The sequence below is a fragment of the Allobosea sp. GW822-FHT05A11 genome, from assembly GCF_058800455.1.
The window spans coordinates 419,839-443,237 of sequence record NZ_JBXAMI010000002.1 but is presented as its reverse complement, the minus strand read 5'-3'; the positions used below and the strand labels follow the sequence as shown (position 1 = coordinate 443,237).

Below are 23,399 nucleotides of genomic sequence, written 5' to 3'. Positions count from 1 at the left end.
GCAGGAGGCTGCGAGGGAGCGGTCATGAGGCACGGCGAGGCTTCATCGCGGCTGGGCCGTCTTGCGGTCGTGACCGCCATCGCGCTCGCCGTCGCCTCCTGCAACCGTGAGGAGAAGGAGGCTCCGGCGCCGGTTCGCTTCGTCCGGACCGTGACCGTCGAGCCGCCACGCCAGGCGCCCGATCTCGCCTTCACCGGTCATATCGAGGCGCAGGACCAGGCGTCGCTGGCCTTCCGCATCGGCGGTCGCCTGGCGGAACGCCTGGTCGGTCTTGGCGCGACCGTCCGCGAGGGGGAGACCGTCGCGCGACTTGACCCCGAGAACGAGCTGAACGACCTCCGCTCCGTTCAGGCCGCGTTGACTGCGGCGCAGGGCAATCTGCGCAAGGCGGAAAACCAGTTCCAGCGGCAGAGCCATCTGCTCGAACGCCACATCACAACGCAGGCGGATTTCGAGAGCGCGCAACAGGCACTCACCGCCGCGCGCGCCCAGGTCGATGCGGCCCAGGCACGGGTCCGGTCTGCGGAGGACGTCGTCGGCTTCACAACGCTGAAGGCCGATGCGCCGGGCGTCGTCACGCGCGTCGGCGCGGAACCTTCGGAAGTCGTTTCAGCCGGCCGTATGATCGTCCAGCTGGCGCGGCGGGAGGGCCGCGACGCGGTCTTCGAGATTCCGGCCGATCTGGTGCGACAGCTCACGCCCGATATGCAGGTGCGGGTCGCCCTGAGCGGGGAGGCCGGTGCGGAGGCGACCGGCCGGGTGCGCGAGATCGCGCCGCAGGCCGATCCCGTGACTCGGACCTTCCGGATCAGGGTCGGCCTGACCGACCCGTCCCCGGCCTTCCGTCTCGGCGCAGCCGTCTCGGGCTCGATCCGTGGCGCCGAAGGCGGGGCCATCACCATCCCCGCGACGGCGCTGGCGCGGCGCGACCAGGCCACCGGCGTATGGGTGGTCGACCCTAAGAACCTGACCGTTTCGCTGCGCAAGCTCGAGGTCGCGAGCGCGGACCCGGCGGCCGCCAAGATCTCTAAGGGATTGGACATAGGCGACATCGTCGTCACCGCTGGTGCCGGGCTTCTACGTGAAGGCCAGCGCGTACGCTTGATCGGAGCGGAGCCGCGATGAGCTTCAACCTCTCGGAATGGGCGCTGAAGAGCCGCTCGGTCGTGATCTACCTCATGATCATCGCGGTCGCTGCCGGGGTCTTCGCCTTCGTCAAGCTCGGCCGCAACGAGGATCCGGCCTTCGTCATCAAGACAATGGTGGTCTCCGCGATCTGGCCCGGCGCCACGATGGAAGACACGCTGAGCCAGGTGACCGAACGCCTCGAACGGCAGCTCGAGGAAACCCCCGGGCTCGACAGCGTGCGCAGCTTCACCAGGCCGGGCGTGACGACGATCTTCGTCAACCTCAAGGGCGACGTTCCCGGCCGCCAGGTCCAGGACACCTGGTACCGGGTGCGCAACCTGATTGCCGACATGCGGCACACGTTGCCGGCTGGCACGCTCGGGCCGTTCTTCAACGACCGCTTCGGCGACACTTTCGGCATCATTTACGGCTTCACCTCGGACGGCTTCACCAGCCGCGACCTGCGCGACCATGTCGAGGCCATCCGTTCGCGACTGCTGCTCGTGCCAGACGTCTCGAAGATCGAGATCGTCGGCGCGCAGGACGAGCGCATCTTCATCGAGTTCTCGGTCAGGGAACTGGCCAATCTCGGCCTCGATCGCTCGGCGCTGCTCGGGGCTCTGCAGGCCCAAAATGTCGTGCGACCGGCCGGTGAGGTGCAGACGCAGGACGAGAAGTTCTCGGTGCGCGTCTCCGGCGCCTTCCAATCGGAGGCGGATCTGCTCGGCATCAATTTCCCGGTGGGCGACCGTATGGTGCGGCTGGCCGACATCGCGACTATCAGGCGCGGCCATGCCGATCCGCCGACGCCGATGTTCCGGGTGAACGGGCGTGACGCAATCGGGCTGGGCATCGCCATGCGCGACGGCGGCGACATCCTGGCGCTCGGCAACAACATCAAGAAGGCGATGGCCGAGGTCACCGCCGGCCTGCCTCTCGGCATCGAGCCCTATCTCGTCGCCGACCAGGCGGTGACGGTCTCGCACGCGATCGACGATTTCATGATGTCGCTCTGGCAGGCCGTCGGCATCATCCTGGTCGTCAGTTTCATCAGCCTCGGCGTGCGGCCGGGCCTCGTCGTGGCTCTCGCGATACCGCTGACGCTCGCCATCGTCTTCGCTTGCATGCTGGTCGCCGGCATCGACATGCAGCGCATCTCGCTCGGCGCCCTGATCATCGCGCTCGCGCTGCTCGTAGACGATGCGATGACCACGACAGACGCCATGGTCACGCGACTCGCCGCCGGCGAGGAGAAGATGAAGGCGGCGACCTTTGCCTTCGAGAAATACGCCACTGCGATGCTGGCCGGCACGCTGGTGACGATCGCCGGCTTCGTGCCGATCGGCTTTGCCGCAAGCTCGGCCGGCGAATACACCTTCTCGCTCTTCGCGGTGGTGACGATCGCGCTGGTCGTCTCCTGGTTCGTGGCCGTGCTGTTCGCACCCGTGCTCGGCGTCGCCATGCTGAAAGCGCCAGACGCCTCCGCACAGCAGAAGGAGCCGGGGCGTGTCGAGCGCGGCTTCCGAAGCTTTCTCTCAAGCGCGATCAAGCTGCGCTGGGTCACGATCGCGGTCACGCTCGGCCTGTTCGCCGCCTCGCTCCTGGCGCTGCCGCTGGTGCCGCGGCAGTTCTTCCCGGCGTCGGACCGGCCGGAGCTGCTCGTCGATCTCACGTTGCCGCAGAACGCCTCGATCTATGCGAGCGAGGACATGGTCAACCGCTTCGAGGCTTCGTTGAAGGGCGATCCCGATGTCGAGCGCTGGAGCACCTATGTCGGCCGCGGCGCTATCCGCTTCTACCTGCCGCTGAATGCGCAATTGCCGAACGACTTCTTCAGCCAGGCCGTGATCGTCGCCAAGGATGTGGCGGCGCGCGAGCGGCTGCAGAACAAGCTTGAGGCCCTTCTCGCCAAGGACTTCCCCAATGTGGTCGGGCGTGTCTCGCCGCTCGAACTCGGCCCCCCGGTCGGCTGGCCAGTGCAGTACCGCGTCAGCGGCCCCGATATCGCCGAGGTCCGCACCATCGCGATGAAGCTGGCGCAGGTGGTCGCGGCAAATCCCAAGGCACAGCAGATCAATTTCGACTGGATCGAGCCCGCCCGCGAACTGCGCCTGCGCGTGGACCAGGACGAGGCGCGCCGGCTCGGCCTCAGCTCCGCGGCTGTCGCCGCCATCGTCAACACGGTGGTCTCCGGGACGGTTGTGACGCAGGTGCGGGATTCCATCTATCTCGTCGATGTCGTCGTGCGGGCGCAGGATGCGGAGCGGGCCTCGCTCGACACGTTGCGCAGCATGCAAGTCGCGCTGCCGAGCGGCCGTTCGGTGCCGGTCTCGCAGTTCGTGAGCTTCAGCTACGGCCTCGACACGCCGTTGATCTGGCGCCGTGATCGCGTGCCCAACCTGACGGTCTCCGCCGATGTGCCGCCCGGGATATTGCCGGACGCGGTGGTCGGCGCGCTGCAATCCTCGGTGGACGGGCTCAGGAAAACACTGCCCGCAGGGTACGACATTGCCGTCGGCGGCACGGTCGAGGAAAGCGCCAAGTCGCAAGCCTCGGTCATTGCGGTGATCCCGGTGATGCTGCTGATCATGTTCACGGTGCTGATGGCGCAGCTCAGGAGCTTCCGGCTCTTCGCGATTGTGCTGAGCATCGCGCCGCTCGGCCTGATCGGCGTCGTCGCCGCGCTGCTGCTCTCCGGCAAACCGCTGGGCTTCGTCGCGCTGCTTGGCATCCTCGCCTTGATCGGCATCATCACCAAGAACGCGGTGATCCTGGTCGGGCAGATCGAGGATGAGCGCGCGGCCGGCAAGGGCGTGGTCGAGGCCGCGGTCGACGCCGCCGGCACGCGCTTCCGGCCGATCGTGCTGACCGCGATCTCGACGGTGCTCGGCATGATCCCGATCGCGCCGACCGTGTTCTGGGGGCCGATGGCCTTCGCGATCATGGGCGGCCTGCTGGTCGCGACGGTGCTGACCCTCGTCCTCCTCCCCGTCCTTTACGTCACCGTGTTCGGCGCCGCGACCGCGCGCAACGGCAAGACGAAGCGGATGGCCAGTGTGGGAGCGTCCCGATCATGAGCGCGATCATCACGAGGCGGATGCTTGCGAGAGGTATCGAACGCATTGCCGCCGTCACGTTGCTGGGGGCGATCCTCGTCTCCTGCGGCGATGAGAAGGCACCGCAGGCGGAGGGGCGGCCGGTCGGCGTCGTCACGGTGGAGGCGGGGCAGTTCTCCGACGACGTCCAGCTCAGTGGCGAGATTCAGGCCAAGAAGGACGTTTCGCTCGCCTTCCGCATCGGCGGGCGTGTCCTTGAACGCCCGGTCAATGTCGGCGACCAGGTGAAGGCGGGGCAGGTCATCGCCCGACTTGACCCCGCTCTCGAACAGAATGCGCTGGCGGCTGCCAAGGCGGCACTGGAAGCCGCGCGCGGCGAGGTCAGCACGGCGCGCAGCACCTTCGAGCGCCAGGAACGCCTGATGGCGCAAGGCTTCACGACCCGGCCGCGCTACGATCAAGCCCGGCGGGCGCAGGAAACGGCGCAGGCCACGCTCGAAAATGCCGAGGCTCAGGTCGAGTTGGCGCAAGATCGCCTTGGGTTCACTGCGTTGCGCACGGATGTTGCGGGCGTCGTGACCGCGCGCCGGATCGAGCCCGGCGAGGTGATCCAGCCGGGTCAGGTCGTCGTCCAAATTGCTCGCGACGACAGCCGCGACGCGGTGTTCAACGTGCCGGCAACGGTGCTCGACACCCATCTCAGCGATGCCCGAATCCGTGTCGCGCTGGCTGATGCTCCTGCTGTGACGGCATATGGCTCGGTGCGCGAAGTCGCGCCGCAGGCCGATCCGGTGACGCGCACCTTTGCCGTTCGGGTCGGGCTGCAAGACCCACCGGAGGCGATGCGCCTCGGCTCGACGGTCGTCGGCACGATCGAACTCACCACCGCGGCGATCGTTTCCATTCCGGCGAGCGCACTGACCCAGCAAGGCCGTTCGCCCGCCGTATGGGTCGTCGACCCCGCCAAATCGACCGTTTCCCTGCGCGATATCGATGTGTTGCGGTTCGATGCCGGCACGATCATCCTCTCCCAGGGGCTGGCGCCCGGCGAAATCATCGTATCGGCTGGCGCTCAAGCCCTGCATCCCGGCCAGCGCGTCAGGCTGTTGCCTGGGCAATTGCCTTCGTCGCGGCAGCAGGCGGCCGTGTCGCCGTGACCGTCGCGGGCGGAGGCCGATGCGGATGGCGAACAGCGGCATTCCAGAATTTGGCCCACCGACATTGCAGTTTCCTTGGCAGAGGGCATCCATGGAGATCGTTCCGGCAGCCGGAGAAGCAGAGAAACTCGGGACGGAATTTCTCGTCCTGGGGGTTTTCTGCGACGGTCCGCTGATGGGTTCGGCGCGGGCGGTGAACAATCGGTCGGCCGGCCGGCTCGCAGCCATCCTCGACCAGGCTGGCCTTGGGGAAACCGTCGGCGCGACCTGCCTGATCGGAAAGCTGCCCGGTGTCGCGGCGCATCGCCTACTGCTGGTCGGCCTTGGCAAAGCCGGACGGTTTTCCGACAGGGCCTATCGGCAGGCGCTCGCGGCGGTGGCCGTGGCCCTGAATGACGATCCGGTCGCGGAGGTGGTCGTCACGCTCGCGGAGAACGAGGTGCCGCGCCGGGCGCTCAGCTGGCGGATGCAGCAGGCCGCGCGGATTCTCGCCGATGGCCGCTTCGACTTCGGGCTGCCCGATCGAAACATCCGAGACGAAAAATGCACCATTACGCTGCTCGTGCCACAGGCCCTGACTTCGGAGTTGGTCGGAGCGCTGCGGCAGGGCGTGGCGATCGGCGAGGGCGTTTCCTTCGCCAAGGAGCTGGGGGATCTCTCACCGGACCTGTGCACGCCGGCTTTCATCGCGCGGACGCTGCAGGCGATGTCGAACCAATTCGGCTTCAGCCTCGATGTGCTGGGGAGGCATGAATTCGAGAAGCATGGCATGACGCACTTTCTGGCAAGAGAGAACGCTGTGGCCGGCGCCTGCAAGCTCTTCGTCGTGAGGAGCGATCATCGGAAGGCGGCTGGCCGTCCGATCGTCCTGATCGGTGACGATGTCGCGGCGCTCCAGGCGCCTGCCAAGCACAAGCCGTTCGCGCCTCCTTCAGCCTGCGACATGCACGGCATCGGGAGCGTGCTGGGCGCGATGCGGACGGTCGAGCGGCTGGGGCTCGCCTTGAATGTCGTGGGTCTCATCGTCGCCAGCCAGCGTGGAGCATCATGTATCGACAGGGATGACGGCCACCGAGCGCGGGAACCCTCGCTCCTGGAGGACGTGCTCGGCTACGCCGCTCATTTTTCGCCGAGCTGTGTCATCACCGTCGCTGCGCTGAGCCGCGCAAGCTTCATCGCGCTGGGCAGCCATGCCAGCGGCTTGTTCGCCAATGACGAAGGCTTGGCATCGGAACTGTCGAAATGCGGTGGGATATCAGGCGACGGTGTATGGCAGCTTCCGTTGTGGGAAGATGACCCGCCATTACCCGCGGGCCAGGACGCTGAGGCCGATCAAGAGATCGAATGTCCCGCCGATGCGATCGCGGCCGCCTCCAATCTGGCCCGCTTCGCCACCGCCTATCCCTGGGCGCATCTGGACATCGCCGGAACCGCATCGACGGCACAGCGGAGGAGATCGACAGGGCGTCCGGTGCCGTTATTGGCGGAATTCCTGGTCGGCCGGGCACGAGCGGTGCCGGGGCACGCGATCTTTTCTCCCCGCTCAAGCAGGAGCTCCATTCATGAGTGATCTCGTTTTCATCGCCTTCCCGACGGAACAGAAGGCTGAGGAAGTTCGCCAGAAGGTCCTTTCGCTCCAGCGCGAGTATCTGATCGAGCTCGGCGACGCGGTCGTCGTGGTCAAGGACGAGAAGGGTCAGGTAAAGCTCAACCAGATGATCAACCTGACCGCGACGGGCGCTGCCTCGGGCGCGCTCTGGGGCACGCTGATCGGCTTCATCTTCCTGGCGCCGCTGGTCGGCACGGCGTTGGGTGCCGCCTCGGGCGCGCTGAGCGGCAAGTTCACCGATATCGGCATCAACGACAAGTTCATGAAAGATGCCGCCTCGGCGCTGCAGCCGAACACGGCTGGCCTCTTCCTGCTGATCCGCAAGATGACGACGGACAAGGTTTTGGCCGATCTCAAGGGCGTCGGCGGCACCTTGATCAGCACCTCCTTCGACGAAACGAAGGAAGCCCAGCTGCGCGAAGCCCTCTCGGCCGCGGCGAGTGCCGAGGCATCGCCGGCGTGACCCTCGACTGGAGCCTGGGTGCAGAGGCCGCCGTCTGGGCAGCCTCGACCGTGCGCCTCGACGATTTCCGGCCGCTGCTTCCGGCGGAGGAGGAGATCGTCGCCAAGCTCCAGTCCGGCAGCTTCGACAGGCTCGGCAACGGGGTCCTGCCCGCCGAGCCTGATCCGGCGCGTATCGTGCGCGCCTCGTTCCTGCGCTTCCTGATGCTCGGCGGCGAGGCAGGCTGCCGGCCGCACGAGAAGGGCGTACTCGTTCATGGCGCCTGGATTTCCGAGGTTCTTGACCTTGAGGCCTGTCGCATCTTTCGCGACATCGGCCTGAACGATTGCCATTTCGAGGCAGCGCCGATCCTGCGCGCCGCCATCATCAACCGGCTCTTTCTGGACGGCTCTCGGCTACCCGGCCTGCAGGCCGAGCGACTCGAGGCGCGCGGCGGCATCTACCTTCGGGGGGCGGATGTCGAGGGCGGAATCAACCTTGACCAGGCGCGCCTCGGCGGCAACCTCGAATGCGACGGAGCGACGATCCGCAATCGCAGCGGTTATGCCCTGCTGGGCCGCAGCCTGGAGGTGCGCAACGTGCTCCTGCGCGGCGCGACCCTGCGCGGCGGCGTGAATCTGGCCGGCGCGGTCCTGGCGGCCGATCTCGACGCCGCGGGCGCGACCGTTCCGGCCTTCGAGCGAACCGCGATCGACGCGACCGAGATCACCTGCCATGGCAGCATCGTGCTGAGAAACGCACACGTCACCGGCGAGGTGCGACTGACCGGGTCCGCTATCGCTGGTGATCTCGATTGTTCCGGTACGCTTGTCGATCATGCCGGGGATACCGCCCTCGACGCCAGCCGGGCGGCTATCAAGGGCGCCTTCTTCTTGCGCCGCGACGCTCGGTTGGACGGCACGCTGGCGCTGACCGGTGCCTCGATCGGCACGATCCATGACGAGGCGGCCTCCTGGCCGAAGCCAGGCGAATTATTGCTCAACCGCTGCCGCTACGGCGCCTTCATCGATGGACCGGTCGATGCGGACAGCCGCCTTGATTGGCTCGCCCGCCAGACACCCGCACGCTGGGGCGAGGATTTCTGGCCGCAACCCTACGAGCAGCTCGCGGCGGTCTTCCGCGAGATGGGGCATGGCGAGGATGCCAGCTCGGTGCTCGTCATCAAGGAAAGGCTGCAGCGCCGGGCCCGCCGGGCGCGGACGGAAAGTCCGGTCTGGCGGGCGCTTCTCTTCGTCGCCGACGGTATCCTCGGGATCACGCTCGGCTATGGCCGCAGGCCGCTCTTCGCGCTCGTCTGGCTTGTGTTCTTCTGGCTCGCAGGCGTCGGGATCTTCGCCTATGCGGAGGGCCAGGGCGCGGTGATGCCCAACAGCGCCGTCGTGCTGCGCGCGCCGGAATGGACCTTGTGCGGCATCGCGCATGGGGAGCAGAGACCGCTGGTCGCCAGCGGCCCGTCACAAGGGCTGGCTGTGCCGGGCCAGACCCAGCTCGACTGCTTCCGGCAGCGCTGGGAAGCCTCGAGCTACCCCGCCTTCAGCCCGTGGATGTATTCGCTCGACACGTTGCTGCCGGTGCTGGACATGGGCCAGCGCAGTTTCTGGCGACCGAATCCGGCGAAGCCCGGAGGGCGCGTCGCCATCAGCTATTTCTACTTTCAATCGATCGTCGGCTGGGCCTTGAGCCTGCTCGCGGTCGCGGGCTTCTCGGGGCTGGTGAAGTCGTCATGACGCGGCCGGTTCCGCCAACAACGGTGATGTCGTGAGCAAGACACCTGCTTCCTCCAGCCAAGCCGGCGGCGCGAGCGCCCCGCCGCGCAAGCCGCTCGATATCGATCTCGCTTTGCAGGGTGGGGGCGCGCATGGTGCCTTCACCTGGGGCGTGCTGAACCGGATCCTCGAGGAGGACTGGCTGACGATCGAGGCGATCTCGGGCACCTCGGCAGGGGCGATGAATGCGGCGGTCCTGGCCTCCGGCTATGTCACCGGCGGACGGGGTGGCGCGCGCGAGGCGCTGAACCAGTTCTGGCGAAAGGTCTCCGAGGCGGCGAAGTTCAGCCCGTTCCAGCGTTCGCCGCTGGACGTGCTGCTCGGGCGCTGGACGCTCGACACCTCGCCGCTTTTCGTCGCGATGGACATGATGTCCCGGGTCGTCTCGCCCTACAGCCTCAATCCGGCGGGCACGAACCCGCTGACCGAGATCCTTGCCGAGGTGATCGATTTCGACGCCATCGCGAAAAGCCCGATCAAGCTGTTCATCTCCGCGACGAATGTCCGCACCGGCCGCAATCGCGTCTTCCGCAACGCCGAGATCACGCCTGAAGTGCTGCTCGCCTCGGCTTGCCTGCCGACCCTGTTCCAGGCGGTCGAGATCGACGGCGAGAGCTATTGGGACGGCGGCTATTCCGGCAACCCGACCATGACGCCGCTGATCGAGGAGAGCAATGCCAGCGATACGATCCTCGTCCAGATCAATCCGGTGGAGCGGCCGGGAACGCCGCGGACGGCGCGTGACATCCTGAACCGTCTCAACGAGGTCTCCTTCAACGCGGTTCTGTTGAAGGAGCTCCGCATGATGGCGCTCCTGCAACGCGAGGCGGTTTCCGGGGCCGGCGAGGGTGCGCGCTGGGCGCGGATGCGGGTCCACCGCATCACCAGCGACGCCATGACCGAGCTCGGCTACTCTTCGAAGCTCAATGCCGAATGGGAGTTCCTGACGATGCTGCACGATGAGGGCAGGCGTTCGGCAGAGGCCTTCTACCAGGCAAATCGCAACGAGATCGGCAAGCGCTCGACGCTCGATCTCGCCGAACTCACCAAGGGGGTCTGACCGGTGCTCATGCTGAACGGCCGCACAACCTCGATATTGCCGCCGATGCGAGGACGGACAGGATCATGACGAGCGGCAATATCCATCAGGCCGGTCTGGTCGTGGCCGCCACCATCATCGTGGTGGCGGCGTTGTCGATCGCGAGCTCGGTCTTTGCGCCGGTCGCCTTCGCACTGTTCATCATCGCGCTGGTCTGGCCGTTGCAGAAGGCCCTGCAGGGCGTCCTGCCGCGCCTTCTGGCGCTGGCGGTCTGCGTCGTGGTCATGGTCGTCGCCTTCGTCGGCTTCGGCTCCCTGATCGCTTGGGCCTTCGGCCGTGTCGGCCGCTGGATCGTCAGCGATGCCGCCCGTTTCCAGACCTTCTACGACCAGGTCACGGTTTGGCTCGAAGGGCACGGGATCGCGGTCGCCGGGGCCTGGTCCGAGGCGTTCAGTGTCAGCTGGATGCTGCGCACCGCCCAGACCGTCACGGGGCGCCTCAACAGCACGATGAGCTTCTGGCTGGTGGTGCTGGTCTATGTCTTCCTAGGCCTGCTCGAAGTCGATGAGTTCGGCCGCAAGCTCAGGAGCATGCGCAATCGCGCCACCGGCGACCTGCTGCTGCGCGGCAGCATCGCGACGGCGGTCAAGATCCGCCGCTACATGCTGGTCCGGACGGCGATGAGCGTGATCACCGGCGTGCTGGTCTGGGTCTTCGCCAAGTCTGTCGGCCTGCAACTGGCCGAGGAATGGGGCTTCATCGCCTTCTTGCTGAACTACATCCCGTTCTTGGGCCCGCTGGTCGCGACGGTCTTCCCGACCCTGTTCGCCATGACGCAGTTCGGCTCCTGGCAAGCGGTGATCGCGGTCTTCGCCTGCCTCAACCTGATCCAGTTCGTGGTCGGGAGCTATGTCGAGCCGCGGGTCGCCGGCAGCGCCCTTTCGATCTCGCCGGCGACCGTCCTGTTCTCGGTGTTCTTCTGGAGTTATCTCTGGGGGGTCTTCGGTGCCTTCATCGGCGTGCCGATCACCATCGCCCTGCTCACCTTCTGCGCCCTGCATCCGTCGACGCTGTGGCTGGCCGAAATCTTCGGCTCGCCCCAGAAGGACGAGAAGATTGCGGAAGGCTCGTCCGTCACGCCATGACGGCGGGCGGCGCGGGTTCGATCACGATGCGCTGCGGTTCCAGCAGCGCAATCCCGCCGGGCGCCGCCGCCAGCGTGTGGATGTAGAAGCAGGTCGGTTCGTCATCCGTCGCCTCCATCACCGGCGACGGCGCGGAGACGATCTTCAGCGCGCCGCAACGGCCGATCCAGTCGATATGGCGGTGCCCATGCATCGCGACCATTCGGGAAGCGACGGGTCGCAGCAGCCGCAGGAGCCGGCTGCCATTGATCAGGGCCGTGCCGATGCGCTCCGAAAACGCTTTTGCCGGCCGCGGATATTCGACCGGATGGTGATGGAGCGCCAGGATCCAGCGCGCCTGCGGAAAGGCGCGGGTCGCGGCGAGCAACGCCTGCATATCCTCCTCGGCGACGAGGCCGAGCGCGTTGGTGAAGGAGAAATGCGCTTCCACGTTGGAGTTCAGCAGGATGACGCCGAGTCCGTCCGGCTCGGCCGGTGGCAACACCATCGGGAAGGCATCCTCCCAGATCGCGGCGAGGCCGATTGAGAGGCGCAAGCCCCCCAAATCGGCGAAAGCGGCGATCCTGTCGCGATGCGGTTCCAGCGTGGCGGCGAGACTGCCGGCGAGGTGGCTTCGGCTGTCGTCGAAAAGCTGCACGCGCTCGCCCTGGAGAGCCGCCATGGCCGAGAGCGTGCGCATCTGGCGCAGGCGCTTGCCCGGGCTGCCCGGCAATTCGAGCCGGGCAGGATTGGCGCGGTCGACGATGTTGACGTCGTGGTTGCCGGGCAGGATCAGGCTGCGCTCGGCGAGAGCGGGGTGGCGCAGCATGGCGTCGAGGAACTCGGCCCATTCGGCCGAGCGCCCGGCGTCTGTCATGTCGCCGGTGATGAGCAGCAGGTCGAGCGGCTCGGCCTCATGGATTTCAGCCAGCCGCTCGAGCGCCTGGCGAAAGCGTTCGTTGCCGCGCGGGCCGGCGCGCCCGCTCTCGATCCTGAAGCCGTAGCGCTCGCCGACGACATGGACGTCGGAGAGATGCGCGACGCGCCACCGGCGGGCCGCGGGCGGCACGGTGTCGAAGCCGTCGAGATCCTGCGGCTGGTCCATGAACCCGTCGGCGATACCCCAGAGCAGCGAGGCCGCTGCCAGATAGAGCGACATCAGGACGACGGCATTGGCGAGGGCGGGAAGGACGAGCCGGACCGGATCGACGAAGTCGGCGAAGCCGCCGGACCAGCGCGTGGCCGGCCAGACGATGGCGGCAACCGCGCCGGCAACGAGGCAACCGACCAGCCCCGCGCCGATCGCGCTGCCCGCGCGCCAGGTCGCCCGCCTGTCCGGAGCGGCGGCGGCGGGGATGAAGCGCTCGGCGAGGTGCTGCAGCCCCTCGCGACAGATGGCGTAGCCCGGCTGCACCACAAGCGCGTTCAGCGACCAGAAGCTCTTCTCCGCAAGGCGGAACAGCGGCCGGAAGCCGTACCAGCCGACGGCGCCGACCAAAGCGAGCAGCACCAGCGAGCCGACCCCGGCGAGTGCCGTCACGCGGCCTGACACGGATGCGACCCAGGCCGACATGACGAGGGGGGCCGCGCCCAGCAGGAGGCTCGGCAGCAGGGCACCCAGAACCCAGGCGAGCGCCAGCTTGGGCAGGCTGATCTCGCCAAGCAGGCTGCCCGCGATGGCGATCAGCGAGTGCTTCTTGGTGCTGCTCGCGTCGTCTTCCGCGTCGCCGTGCCGCGGTTCGATGATCATCGGCATGGCGGCGCGGCCGGCCGGGCGGGCGGCGTCGAAGGAAACTTGAGCTGCGGCATGCGGTCCCCGGACAGAGCGAGCCGCCATCCTGCGCAGATCGGGTGCCCGCCTGCCAGCCATCGCGCCGAGAATGGGACGTGGCGCACAGTCATGAGACATCGGGCTGATGTTGCCCGGGGAGGTGGGCGCTACCCTTATGCTGAACTGGGCAGGGTATCGACCGGAGGCGGGCGAGACGATGGGTGGAGCGGCCGCGGCCGACGACGTGCGGCTCTCGGTGCTCTGGATCCGAGGGCTTTGCCTGCTGTTGCTGTGGGTGACCCTGATTGGCCCCGCACCGATGGACCTGCCGGTCGGGCTCGTCGCCAGCGCCGCCGGAGTCTGGGCCAGTACGGCGCTGTGGCCACCCGGCGGTAAGCTTTCGCCAGCGGGCCTCGCGCGGTTCCTGATCCGCTTCCTGCTGCAATCGGTGGCCGCCGGGCTTGACGTGGCGCGGCGCGCCTTTGCACGCGAACTCGACTTGCGGCCGGGCTTCGCGACCTGCCGTTCCAGCATTCCCGACGGCATGGCGCGCGATTCCGCCTGTGCCGTGATGAGCCTGCAGCCGGGCAAGCTGCCGGTTGCCGTTGAGAGCGACGGGACTCTGCATATCCATTGCCTCGATCTGCGTGAGGCCGTGGCCGAGCAGGTTGCGGCCGACGAGGTCGCTTTCCGCCGAATCCTCGAACGGGGTCGGCGCGATGGCTGATTTTCTGACCGCAGCGGCGTTGTTCATCCTGGCGGTCACGGCCATCGCACTGTTGCGCGTGCTGCGCTCCCGGATCACGGCCGAACGCATGATGGCGGTGCAATTGCTCGGGACCGGCGGAGCGGCGGTTCTTCTGCTGCTGGGGGCGGCATCCGGCTCTGCGGCTGCGAGCGATGTCGCGCTGCTGCTCACTTTGTTCGCGGCGTTCTCCTGCGTGGCTTTCGTCCTGGGCTCCGCTGGGCAGGACGCGGACCGCACTTCGTCGGGAGAGCAGCCATGAGCGCCCTTCTCGACACCGTCACCGTCGTCCTGGTGAGCGTGGGGGCGTTGCTCTTCCTGGCCGGCGCGCTCGGCTTGCTGCGCTTTCCCGATACGTTGAGCCGGTTGCATGCGATCAGCAAGGCCGACAATCTCGGGCTCGGGCTGATCGTGCTCGGTCTCCTGCCGCAATCGGCGAGTATCGCGGGCGGCTTGAAGCTCGTCTGCATCTGGCTGCTCGCGCAGCTTTCGGCCGCGACGGCGAGCCAGTTGCTCGCCCGTGCCGTCCATCGCGACCGAACCGAGCGATGATGGCGCTGTTCGACCTCGCGCTCGTCGCCTTGCTGCTGATGCTCGCGCTTCGCGTCGTCGCCGAGCCGGACGAGCGCAGCGCGATCATCACTTTCCTCGCCTTCGGCCTGCTGCTCGGGCTGGCCTGGGTCCGGCTGTCGGCGCCCGACGTCGCCTTGACGGAGATCGCGATCGGTGGCGGCGTGACCGGGATGCTGCTGTTGCGGGCGGAAGCTGCCCTGCGCGGCCGCGGCAAGCAGGCGGAGCCGGTGACGCGCACGGGCAAGCTCGCCGTCGCTGCGGGCTGCGCCGCAATCTCCGCCGGGCTCGGCTTCGCCGTGCTGACCTTCTCCACACCGGCACCGACGCTCGCGCCGGCCGCCGCGCAGGCGCTTCCCGCGACGGGGCTGGGCAATCCCGTCACCGCCGTGCTGCTGGCCTTTCGCGCGCTCGATACGCTGCTGGAGAAGGTCGTGGTGCTGCTCGCCCTGATCGGGGTCTGGTCGCTGGCGCCCGATGCGCTCTGGGGCGGCGCTCCCGATGTGAAGCCCGCCGCCGTTCCGGGGCCGCTCGCCTATCTCGGGCGTGTCCTGCCGCCTTTCGGCGTCGTCATCGGCGTCTACATGTTCTGGGTCGGGGCGGATGCGCCGGGCGGCACCTTCCAGGCCGGGACAGTGCTCGCGGCGATGTGGCTGCTGGTGATGATGGCAGGGCTTCATCCGCCCCCCGACACGGCCCGGTGGTTGCTACGGCTGGCGCTGGCCGGCGGGCCGATCCTGTTCCTGGCGATCGCCTTCCTCGGCTTCGCCTTCGCCGACGGCTTCCTCGCCTATCCGAAGGCACTGGCGAAACCCCTGATCCTGGCGATCGAGGCGGCGTTGACACTCTCCGTCGCTGCGGCGCTCGCCATGCTGGTCGCGGGGCCGGCCCGCAAGGCGCCGGCGCGATGATGGCGGTGCTTCAGCCCGGCGTCCTGTTCGGCCTGGGCGGGGCAGCGCTCGTCGGCATCGGCCTGTTTGTCGTCATCACCCATCCCGGGCTGCTGCGACGGATCGTCGGCTGCAACATCCTCGGCGCGGGCATCTTCCTCGTCTTCGGCGCCGTCGCGCGGCGCAGTGCCGGCCCGGGCTTCGACGCCGACCCGGTGCCGCAGGCCCTGGTGATCACCGGCATCGTCGTCGCCTTCTCTGCCAGCGCACTGGCCGTCGCCTTGCTGAAGCGGCTCGCCGAACTGACTGTCGGCGACCGAGCGGCCCCTGATGAATCGCGGAGTGGCTTGTGACGCCGCTCGTCCATGCCACCACGCCGGGCGGTTTCCTGCTGGTCCTGGCCACGATCCTGCCGGTCTGCGCCGTGCTCGCCATCCTCGCCTCCGGGCCGCGCAGCGCGGCCCGGATCGCGCTGGCGACCTTCGCCGCCGGGCTCGCCGTCGCCATCGCCATCGCCACCGAGCTGATATCGAGCGGGAAAGCGCTTTCCTATGTCGTCGGCGCCTGGCAGCCGCCGCTTGGCATCGCTCTGCGGGCCGACGGGCTATCGGGGGCGATGCTGGTCATGACGGCGCTGGTCGTGGCCGCGGTCGGGCTGTTTGCGCATATCCAGTACGGGCTCCAGGCTGACGCTGACGGCGGACGGGCGCAGACGACCTTCTGGGTGATGCTGCTGGCGCTCTGGAGCGCGCTGAATGCCGTCTTCGTCGGCGAGGATCTGTTCAACCTCTATGTCGCGCTGGAGCTGCTGACCTTCGCGGCGGTGCCGCTGGTCTGCCTCGACGGCCGGGCGGAGACCGTCACGGCGGCGTTGCGCTATCTGCTGTTCGCGCTGATCGGCTCGCTGCTCTATCTGCTTGGGGCCGGCCTGATCTACGGCCAGTACGGCACGCTCGACCTGCTCGCGCTGGCGCAGCTTGGCCGGCAGGACCCGGCGCTCGCGGTTGCGCTGGCGCTGATGATCGTCGGGCTTCTGGCCAAGGCGGCGCTGTTTCCGTTGCATCTCTGGCTGCCGCCGGCCCATGCCGGGGCGCCGGCTCCGGCGAGCGCTGTCCTGTCGGCGCTGGTGATCAAGGCGCCGGTTTTCCTGATCCTGCGGTTGGTGCTCGACGTCGCGCCCCCGCAGGCGGCCGCGATCGCAGGCCAGATGCTCGCCGTCCTCGGCGCTGCCTCGATCCTGTTCTGCAGCGTCATGGCGCTCCGGCAGGCGCGGCTGAAGCTGATGATCGCCTATTCGACCGTGGCGCAGATCGGCTATCTCTTCATCGTCTTCCCATTGGCCGCGGGCAGCGCCGACCTGCCGCCATGGGGCACGATCGCCTGGACAGGCGGCGCTCTCCAGCTGGTCTCCCATGCGCTGGCGAAGGCGGCGATGTTCCTGGCGGCGGGCGTCATCGCCGAGGCCTTCGGCCATGACCGTATCGCCGACCTCGGCGGCTTCGGCCGGGTGCTGCCGATCAGCGCGGTCGCCTTTGGCCTCGCGGGCCTGTCGCTGATGGGTATTCCGCCGAGCGGCGGCTTCGTGGCCAAATGCCTGCTGCTGACGGCCGCCGTGATCCAGGGAAATCCCTGGTTGGCAGCAACCATCCTGGCCGGCGGGGTTCTGGCCGGTGCCTACGTCTTCCGCGTGATCGACAAGGCGCTGGCCGTCCCCACCGTTCCGATCATGGCGCGCCGTGCCGTGCCGCGCCGGCTCGAATGCGCGGCGCTCGCCTTGGCCATTGCAGCCGTGCTGATCGGTTTCGTGCCGCTGCGGCCCTTCGGCTTCCTGCAGATCGGCCGCGATGGCCTGAACATGGCATGGGCGCCATGAGCAGCGCCGGCCTGCTTCTCGCCGCAGCGCTGTTCTTCCCGCTCGTGCTCGCGATCTGCTGCCTGTCCGCGCGGTTCCGGGCGAGGGCCCTGGCCGTGGTCGTCATCGCGCCGCTGCCGGCCCTCGCGGCGGCAGTCCTCGTACCGGAAGGTCGCTTCGCCTTCTTCCCGGCGCCGTTCCGGCTGACGCTGGTGCTCGACCAGCCGGGCGCGATCCTGCTCGGGGGCGCCGCGCTGCTGTGGAGCGCTGCCGGCGCCTACGCGGCCTCGCTCATGGCGCGCGACCCGGCTGCGTCGCGCTTCGCAATCTGGTGGCTGCTGACCCTCACCGGGAGCCTCGGCCTCTTCATCGTCGGCGACGTCGTGAATTTCTACCTGCTGTTCACGCTGGCGAGCCTCGCCGCCTATGGCCTGATCATCCACGAGCAGAGCGCCTCCGCACACCGGGCCGGTGTCATCTATGTCGGGCTCGCGCTACTGGGGGAGGCCTTCCTGCTGATCGCGCTGGTGATGCTGTCGGCCATGCATCCCGACGCCAATCCGCAGATCCGCAGCGTCGTCGCCGAATTGCCGGCCTCGCCGATGCGTGACGGCACCCTCGCGCTGTTCATTCTCGGCTTCGCGCTGAAGATGGGGCTGGTGCCGCTGCATGTCTGGCTGCCCTTGGCGCATCCGGCGGCGCCGACACCGGCTTCGGCGGTGCTGAGCGGCGTGGTGGTCAAGGCCGGCGTGATCGGGCTGATCCGCTTCCTGCCCTTCGAGGCCGGGGCGCCGCTCTGGGGCTCCGTGCTGGTCGGGGTCGGCCTCGTCACGGCCTATTACGGCATCATCGTCGGCGTCACCCAGCCGCGGGCGAAGACGGTGCTGGCCTATTCCACCGTGAGCCAGATGGGGCTGCTGGCCGTGTTGCTTGGTGTCGGCCTCGACACCGCCGATCCTGCCGTCACAAACCTGACGGCCTATTACGCCGTTCACCACACGCTGGTGAAGGGCGCGCTGTTCCTGGGCGTCGGCGTCCTCGCCACGACAGGAGGGCGCCGCCTCAGGCTCGCGCTGCTGCTCACCGCGGTGCTCGCGCTGAGCCTCGGCGGCATGCCGCTGACCAGTGGCGCGCTGGCCAAGCTCGCGACCAAGCCATTGTTCGGCTATGGCTGGCTCGCTGGCGCGATGACGCTGGCCGGCGCCGGCAGCACCGCGCTGATGCTGCATTTCCTGCTGATCCTGCGCCGCGACACGGCGGGCAATACGGCGGGATCGCCGGCGCTCGGGCAGCTCTTGCCCTGGCTGGTCGTGGTGGCTGCCGCCTTCCTCATCCCGTGGTCGCTCTATCCGGCGGTTTCCGGCGAAACGGTTTCCGGCCTGCTCCAGCCGGAGGCGCTCTGGAAGGTGACCTGGCCGATGCTGCTCGGCGCGGTCGCGATGCTGTTCGTCCATCGATTGCCGCAACGGCTCGGTGCGATTCCGGAAGGCGACATCATCGTCCTCGCACAAGCCGCACAAGCCGCACAACCGGTTGCCCGCCGCTTTTCGGATCGGATCGGGGATATCGACGCCCATTTTCGCCGCTGGCCCGTTGCCGGGTTCGCCCTGATCGCTCTTGCCATCCTGCTTGGCGGCGTTTTGATGTTGCAGGCCTGAAAGGGCGGCAGGAGGCCTCGACGTGACACCGATCCAGAGCACCGCCCTCGTCACCGTGGCCGCGATCGTGCTGTTCACCTGGAACAGGCTGCCGGTCGTCGTGGTCGCGATCGGCGCGGCGCTGGCGCTGTGGGCGACGGGCGTGGTCACGCTCGACCAGGCCTTCGCCGGTTTCGGCGATCGCGCCGCGCTTTTCGTTGCCAGTCTCTTCATTGTCAGCGCTGCGCTCGAAAGAACGGGCATCACCGCCTGGGCCGGACAATACCTCATCGCGAAGGCGGGAACTGAAGGGCTGACACGGCTGCTGGTCATCATCATGGTCGCGGCCGGTTGTCTGAGTGCCCTCATCAGCGGCAGCGGCGCGGTCGCGGCGCTGATGCCGGTCGCGGTCATGGCGGCGGTCCGCCTGCGCCAATCGCCGGCGCAGCTCCTGATGCCGCTCGCCTTCGCCTCCCATGCCGGCGCGAACCTGTTGCTGACCGGGGCGCCGAAGAACATCCTGGTGTCGGAGGCGCTGGAGGATGCGGGGCTCTCCGGCTTCGCCTTCGCGGAGTTCGCGTTGGTCGGGTTGCCGCTTCTGGTCGGGACCATCGCGATCATCCTGCTGCTGGGCAAGCGCCTGTTGCCGCAGCAGAGCAGCGCGCGGCTGCCGGCCGATTTCAGCCGGCACGCCCAGACCCTCGTCGAGCATTACGGGCTGTGCGACGGCGTCTTCCGGCTGCGCGTGCGGTCGACCTCCACCTATGTCGGCATCCCACCCGACGAGATCGATGTCGGGTCGGCCGGGCGGCTCAACCTCATGGCCGTACAGGCGGGGGAAACGCGGACGCCGCTACGGGCCCCGGCGGTCTCCGAGGACGATTACCTGCTCGTACGCGGCGATGCAGAGGCGATCGCGACGCTGGCTGCCGACAAGCATCTGGCCTTGCGCGAGGAGGGTGCGCAGCCGGGGTTGTTCAGTCGCCGTTCCGGCCTCGCCGAGGTGGTGATCCCGCCGCGCTCGGCCTTGATCGGCCGCGCGCTGTTCCCGGGCATGGTGACCGATAGCGGTGATCTCGTCGTGCTGGCCGTGCAGCGAGCCGGCGTCGACGTCGAGCCGGGCGAGACCTTGCTTGCCGGCGACACCATGCTCCTCGAAGGGACCTGGGAGGCGCTGGATTTGCGCCTCGACGACCCCGACGTGCTCGTCGTCAACTCGCCCGATCTGGTCCGGCGCCAGGCAGTGCCGATGGGGGCCGGCGCCGGGGTGACGCTCGCCGTGCTGGCCAGCCTCGTCGCGATGCTCGCGACGGGCATCCTGCCGCCCGCGGTGGCCGGACTCATCTGCGCCGGTGCCCTGATCCTCGCCGGCATCATGACGGTGGAGCAGGCCTATCGCGCGATCAACTGGACGACGGTGATCCTGATCGCGGCGATGATGCCGCTCTCTACGGCAATGGTGCAGTCGGGGGCGGCCAAGGTGGTGGCCGACCAGCTGGTGACGCTGACGGGTGGAGCTGGCCCCTTCGTCTTCCTCGGCGGCCTCTTCGTGCTGACCGCGAGCCTCGGCCAGGTCATGAGCAATACGGCGACGACGATGCTGGTCATTCCGATCGCCATGGCCGCCGCCGCGGGCCTGGGCGTCTCACCGCGCCCGGTGCTGATGAGCCTGTGTATCGCCGGCTCGGCCTCGTTCCTGACGCCGATCGCGACCGCGACCAACATGATGGTGATGGGGCCTGGCGGCTACAGCTTCACCAGCTACTGGAAGCTCGGAGCGCCGCTGATGCTCTGGTTCTTCGTCATGGCCGTATTCTACGTGCCGCTGGTCTGGCGCTTCTGAATGTCGCCGCCTTCACCTACTTGCTCTCCGAGGCCGGCTATGGACCCCAACCGGCTGGTTGAACGCAGCAAATCCCATTTTCGGCAGGTAAGATGACAGGCTATCGCACGAGAATGCTTCTCCTTCCGCTGCGCTGGAGCCGTAACCTGTCCGGCATCGGACTGGCTCTGGGCACGTTCCTGTTTGCGGCTTCGCTGACCCCGACGCTCGTTCCGCGCACTGCTCTGACCCAAGGGGTTCTTGGAGGCGTCTGCTTTGCCATCGGCTACGGTTTCGGCACGGCCTGGCGCTGGTTTTGGGCGTATCTGGAGATGCCGGAGCCGAACGAGTGCATGCGGCGCATCGGCAATATCGTCATCGCCTGCGTCTGCCTGCCGGTGGCCGTGATCTTTCTGGCCAACGCTGTGGGGTGGCAGAATTCCATCCGCAATGTGATGGCGATGGAGCCGATCGACAGCGCCCATCCGCTTCAGGTCAGCCTGATCGCGCTCGCGACCTTCGCCGTGCTGCTGGCTCTTGGGCGGCTGTTCAGGCTTGTCGCCCTGTTCCTGGCGCGGCGACCGCTGCGCTTCATGCCGCGGCGCGTCGCCTTCGCCGCTGGCCTCACGATCACGACGCTGCTGCTGTGGACGCTGGCGAATGGTTTCCTGGTCCGCATCAGCTTTCGCATGCTCGATTCCTCCTTCCGCGAGCGCGACGCCCTGATCGAGCCGACCAGCCCGCAACCGATCGACCCGCTCCAGTCGGGAAGTGCCGCCTCGCTTGTGAAATGGCAGGAATTGGGGCGTGCGGGCCGGGAATTCGTAGCCTCGCGGCCAAGCACGGCCGAGATTGCGGCGATGACAGGGAGGCCCGCCTCGCAGCCCATCAGGCTCTATGTCGGGCTGCGGGCCGCCGGATCTGCGCAGGCGCGGGCACGGTTGGCGTTGGAGGAGCTAAAGCGCGCCGGCGCCTTCGAGCGCGCGATCCTCGTCGTGATCACGCCGACCGGCACCGGCTGGGTCGACCCCTCCGCCATCGCCCCGATCGAATATCTCGGCGACGGCAACGTCGCCAGCGTGGCACTGCAGTACTCCTATTTGTCGAGCCCGCTGTCGCTGCTGGCCCAGCCCGAATATGGCTCGGAGGCGGCGCAGGCATTGTTCGCCGAGGTGTACGGCTATTGGACGGGCTTGCCCAAGGACCGCAGGCCACGGCTCTATCTGCACGGGCTGAGCCTTGGCTCGATGAATTCGGAGCGTTCGGTCGAGCTGCTCGACATGATCGGCGACCCGGTCGACGGCGCCTTGTGGAGCGGCCCTCCCTTCGGCAGCCGCTTCTGGCGCAGCATCACGGATCGGCGCAATCCCGGCTCCCCCGCCTGGCTTCCTGAATATCGTGACGGTCGCTTCGTCCGCTTCATGAACCAGGAGGGTCCGCGCGTGACCCCCGAGACGCCTTGGGGCGTCCTGCGCATCGTCTATCTCCAATATGCCAGCGACGCGGTCACCTTCTTCGACAGGAACGCCTTCTTCCGGCGGCCCGCCTGGCTCGAGCCGGTGCGCGGCCCGGATGTTTCCCCGGAGTTCCGCTGGTATCCGATCGTGACGGGTCTGCAGCTCGCGCTCGACATGGCTTTCGCGACGCGGACGCCGATGGGCTACGGACACGTCTATGCTCCTCAGCACTATGTCGATGCCTGGGTCGCGGTTGCCGATATCCGGAACTGGTCGCAGGAGAGCCTGGTTTCGTTGAAGCGGCATCTCTTGGAAAAAGCTCAGCGCAGGACCGACGATGGGGACGGAGAGGAGGGCCCCTACGACAATCGCGGGGGCTGACCGCCGGGGCGGCAAGAGTGTCGCGCCCGAGCGCGCCGAACGAAGGCTTCAGAAGCCGCTTTTCTCGCCCTGAAGATAGGCTGCGACGTTTTGGGCGAGCTCCGACATCGTCAGATCGTGGTTGAAGCGCCCGGTCCTGATGAAGGTCACGGCCTGGGCGACGACCAGCGGATTGTTCATCATGAAGGTGTGGGTCACCGGCAAGACGATGTGATCGGTCATGCCATCGAGCTTCGTGCTCTCCACGGAGACCTTGCCGTCGTTCGGGCCGGCGAAGAAATGCGACAGGAGCGGGTTGAGCGAGAGTGTTCCGGCAATGATGCCCAGCTCGTAATCTGCCTTGGGCAGGGAGTTGGGCAGGCTGTCCGGGTCCGTTCCGAGTTGTCGGCCGGCGGGTCCGTTGATCAGCTCGAAAGCCGGCAGGCGACCGAGCCCATCCACCAGTTCCGAGCCGTGATTGGGCGGGGCCAGCATCACGACGCGCCCGAGCTCGCGCGGACGGTTCTGCCGTAGCCAGGCACGCAGGAGGATGCCTCCCATCGAATGGGTTACGAAATGCATCCGCTCCCCGTTGCAGCTTCGGGCGGCGTTCTCGACGTGGCTCAGCAGGCCTTCTATCGCGTGGTCCGTTGAATCGTAGGTTTCGTTGATGACGTTGTAGCCAACGGACGAAAGCAGCTTTTCGATGAGCAGAAGTGACGATCTGCTTCGTGCGAGACCATGAAGCAGGATGACTGTTTCGGATTCTCTCGTCATTTGCTTCGCGTTTCGTACCGTGTCGGACACTCGGGCTCGCTCCCGGCTCTCCGTTTCACCGTGCCCGGGGCCGACGGGTTGAACATCAGGCCGCCATGGCTCTGGTGGAGCGCTTGCCGAAGATGGCGGTGCGAACCGGGCCTTGAACATGCTCCATGCTCATTCACGCGGCCCCA

Annotated in this window: 19 protein-coding genes; 17 read left to right on the top strand and 2 right to left on the bottom strand. The window is 67.7% G+C overall.

What is annotated here, in order from left to right:
- The first annotated feature begins 24 nt into the window (after positions 1-24).
- The 8 genes from AC1RLU_RS07415 (at position 25) to AC1RLU_RS07380 (ending at position 11,363) form a co-directional block, all read left to right on the top strand.
- The gene (locus AC1RLU_RS07415; RefSeq protein WP_492794771.1) at positions 25-1,125 is read left to right on the top strand and encodes an efflux RND transporter periplasmic adaptor subunit; all 1,101 of its coding nucleotides are present in this window, start codon (positions 25-27) and stop codon (positions 1,123-1,125) included.
- Positions 1,122-4,205: an efflux RND transporter permease subunit gene (locus tag AC1RLU_RS07410; RefSeq protein ID WP_492794769.1), complete on the top strand. Its 3,084-nt coding sequence runs from the start codon at positions 1,122-1,124 to the stop codon at positions 4,203-4,205. Before AC1RLU_RS07415 ends, AC1RLU_RS07410 begins: the two co-directional genes overlap by 4 nt.
- Complete coding sequence (locus AC1RLU_RS07405) at positions 4,202-5,341, top strand: efflux RND transporter periplasmic adaptor subunit (RefSeq protein ID WP_492794767.1); 1,140 nt, start codon at positions 4,202-4,204, stop codon at positions 5,339-5,341. Before AC1RLU_RS07410 ends, AC1RLU_RS07405 begins: the two co-directional genes overlap by 4 nt.
- Before the next feature lie 91 nt (positions 5,342-5,432).
- Positions 5,433-6,911, top strand: coding sequence for a M17 family peptidase N-terminal domain-containing protein (locus AC1RLU_RS07400; protein WP_492794765.1), 1,479 nt, complete (start codon positions 5,433-5,435; stop codon positions 6,909-6,911).
- Positions 6,904-7,413 (top strand): DUF1269 domain-containing protein, encoded by a 510-nt coding sequence (locus AC1RLU_RS07395; RefSeq protein ID WP_061963617.1) that lies wholly within the window; start codon positions 6,904-6,906, stop codon positions 7,411-7,413. The genes AC1RLU_RS07400 and AC1RLU_RS07395 overlap by 8 nt, the downstream gene beginning before the upstream one ends.
- Entirely contained in the window at positions 7,410-9,140 is a 1,731-nt protein-coding gene (locus tag AC1RLU_RS07390) for a hypothetical protein (protein ID WP_492794764.1), read from the top strand. The genes AC1RLU_RS07395 and AC1RLU_RS07390 overlap by 4 nt, the downstream gene beginning before the upstream one ends.
- 31 nt (positions 9,141-9,171) lie before the next feature.
- Positions 9,172-10,239, top strand: coding sequence for a patatin-like phospholipase family protein (locus tag AC1RLU_RS07385; RefSeq protein WP_492794763.1), 1,068 nt, complete (start codon positions 9,172-9,174; stop codon positions 10,237-10,239).
- 65 nt (positions 10,240-10,304) lie between these two features.
- Positions 10,305-11,363, top strand: coding sequence for an AI-2E family transporter (locus tag AC1RLU_RS07380; RefSeq protein WP_492794761.1), 1,059 nt, complete (start codon positions 10,305-10,307; stop codon positions 11,361-11,363).
- On the opposite strand, the gene AC1RLU_RS07375 is transcribed toward AC1RLU_RS07380, so the two are convergent.
- Positions 11,353-13,179, bottom strand: coding sequence for a metallophosphoesterase family protein (locus AC1RLU_RS07375; RefSeq protein WP_492794760.1), 1,827 nt, complete (start codon positions 13,177-13,179; stop codon positions 11,353-11,355). The genes AC1RLU_RS07380 and AC1RLU_RS07375 overlap by 11 nt on opposite strands.
- A 109-nt stretch (positions 13,180-13,288) precedes the next feature.
- On the opposite strand from AC1RLU_RS07375, the gene AC1RLU_RS07370 reads away from it, so the two are divergent.
- From AC1RLU_RS07370 to AC1RLU_RS07330, 9 genes are all read left to right on the top strand, one after another.
- Positions 13,289-13,840: a Na+/H+ antiporter subunit E gene (locus tag AC1RLU_RS07370; RefSeq protein WP_492794758.1), complete on the top strand. Its 552-nt coding sequence runs from the start codon at positions 13,289-13,291 to the stop codon at positions 13,838-13,840.
- A complete protein-coding gene (locus AC1RLU_RS07365; RefSeq protein WP_492794757.1) occupies positions 13,833-14,120 on the top strand; it encodes an MrpF/PhaF family protein in 288 nt (95 codons plus the stop codon). Before AC1RLU_RS07370 ends, AC1RLU_RS07365 begins: the two co-directional genes overlap by 8 nt.
- Positions 14,117-14,410: a monovalent cation/H(+) antiporter subunit G gene (locus tag AC1RLU_RS07360; protein ID WP_061963605.1), complete on the top strand. Its 294-nt coding sequence runs from the start codon at positions 14,117-14,119 to the stop codon at positions 14,408-14,410. Before AC1RLU_RS07365 ends, AC1RLU_RS07360 begins: the two co-directional genes overlap by 4 nt.
- Positions 14,410-15,339 carry a hydrogenase subunit MbhD domain-containing protein gene (locus tag AC1RLU_RS07355; RefSeq protein ID WP_492794755.1) on the top strand — a complete coding sequence of 310 codons (930 nt, stop codon included), beginning with the start codon at positions 14,410-14,412 and terminating at the stop codon, positions 15,337-15,339. Before AC1RLU_RS07360 ends, AC1RLU_RS07355 begins: the two co-directional genes overlap by 1 nt.
- Positions 15,336-15,671 carry an NADH-quinone oxidoreductase subunit K gene (locus tag AC1RLU_RS07350; protein WP_492794753.1) on the top strand — a complete coding sequence of 112 codons (336 nt, stop codon included), beginning with the start codon at positions 15,336-15,338 and terminating at the stop codon, positions 15,669-15,671. The genes AC1RLU_RS07355 and AC1RLU_RS07350 overlap by 4 nt, the downstream gene beginning before the upstream one ends.
- Positions 15,668-17,191, top strand: coding sequence for a complex I subunit 5 family protein (locus AC1RLU_RS07345; RefSeq protein WP_492794752.1), 1,524 nt, complete (start codon positions 15,668-15,670; stop codon positions 17,189-17,191). The genes AC1RLU_RS07350 and AC1RLU_RS07345 overlap by 4 nt, the downstream gene beginning before the upstream one ends.
- Positions 17,188-18,828: a complex I subunit 5 family protein gene (locus AC1RLU_RS07340; protein ID WP_492794750.1), complete on the top strand. Its 1,641-nt coding sequence runs from the start codon at positions 17,188-17,190 to the stop codon at positions 18,826-18,828. The genes AC1RLU_RS07345 and AC1RLU_RS07340 overlap by 4 nt, the downstream gene beginning before the upstream one ends.
- A gap of 22 nt (positions 18,829-18,850) precedes the next feature.
- On the top strand, positions 18,851-20,650 hold the full coding sequence (locus tag AC1RLU_RS07335; protein WP_492794749.1) for an SLC13 family permease: 1,800 nt from the start codon (positions 18,851-18,853) through the stop codon (positions 20,648-20,650).
- Positions 20,651-20,763: 113 nt separating this feature from the next.
- Positions 20,764-22,467: an alpha/beta hydrolase gene (locus AC1RLU_RS07330; protein WP_492794748.1), complete on the top strand. Its 1,704-nt coding sequence runs from the start codon at positions 20,764-20,766 to the stop codon at positions 22,465-22,467.
- Positions 22,468-22,515: 48 nt separating this feature from the next.
- Here the strand turns inward: AC1RLU_RS07330 and AC1RLU_RS07325 are convergent, their stop codons facing one another.
- A complete protein-coding gene (locus tag AC1RLU_RS07325) occupies positions 22,516-23,253 on the bottom strand; it encodes an alpha/beta hydrolase (RefSeq protein ID WP_492794746.1) in 738 nt (245 codons plus the stop codon).
- Positions 23,254-23,399 lie beyond the last annotated feature (146 nt).

Excerpts from the sequence above, each read along its gene's own strand:
- AC1RLU_RS07405 (WP_492794767.1), top strand. The coding sequence starts at position 4,202 with ATGAGCGCGATCATCACGAGGCGGATGCTTGCGAGAGGTATCGAACGC.
- AC1RLU_RS07415 (WP_492794771.1), top strand. The coding sequence starts at position 25 with ATGAGGCACGGCGAGGCTTCATCGCGGCTGGGCCGTCTTGCGGTCGTG.
- AC1RLU_RS07375 (WP_492794760.1), bottom strand. The coding sequence starts at position 13,179 with ATGGCGGCTCGCTCTGTCCGGGGACCGCATGCCGCAGCTCAAGTTTCC.
- AC1RLU_RS07360 (WP_061963605.1), top strand. The coding sequence starts at position 14,117 with ATGAGCGCCCTTCTCGACACCGTCACCGTCGTCCTGGTGAGCGTGGGG.
- AC1RLU_RS07365 (WP_492794757.1), top strand. The coding sequence starts at position 13,833 with ATGGCTGATTTTCTGACCGCAGCGGCGTTGTTCATCCTGGCGGTCACG.
- AC1RLU_RS07340 (WP_492794750.1), top strand. The coding sequence starts at position 17,188 with ATGAGCAGCGCCGGCCTGCTTCTCGCCGCAGCGCTGTTCTTCCCGCTC.
- AC1RLU_RS07330 (WP_492794748.1), top strand. The coding sequence starts at position 20,764 with ATGCTTCTCCTTCCGCTGCGCTGGAGCCGTAACCTGTCCGGCATCGGA.
- AC1RLU_RS07380 (WP_492794761.1), top strand. The coding sequence starts at position 10,305 with ATGACGAGCGGCAATATCCATCAGGCCGGTCTGGTCGTGGCCGCCACC.
- AC1RLU_RS07350 (WP_492794753.1), top strand. The coding sequence starts at position 15,336 with ATGATGGCGGTGCTTCAGCCCGGCGTCCTGTTCGGCCTGGGCGGGGCA.
- AC1RLU_RS07395 (WP_061963617.1), top strand. The coding sequence starts at position 6,904 with ATGAGTGATCTCGTTTTCATCGCCTTCCCGACGGAACAGAAGGCTGAG.
- AC1RLU_RS07400 (WP_492794765.1), top strand. The coding sequence starts at position 5,433 with ATGGAGATCGTTCCGGCAGCCGGAGAAGCAGAGAAACTCGGGACGGAA.
- AC1RLU_RS07355 (WP_492794755.1), top strand. The coding sequence starts at position 14,410 with ATGGCGCTGTTCGACCTCGCGCTCGTCGCCTTGCTGCTGATGCTCGCG.
- AC1RLU_RS07370 (WP_492794758.1), top strand. The coding sequence starts at position 13,289 with ATGCTGAACTGGGCAGGGTATCGACCGGAGGCGGGCGAGACGATGGGT.
- AC1RLU_RS07410 (WP_492794769.1), top strand. The coding sequence starts at position 1,122 with ATGAGCTTCAACCTCTCGGAATGGGCGCTGAAGAGCCGCTCGGTCGTG.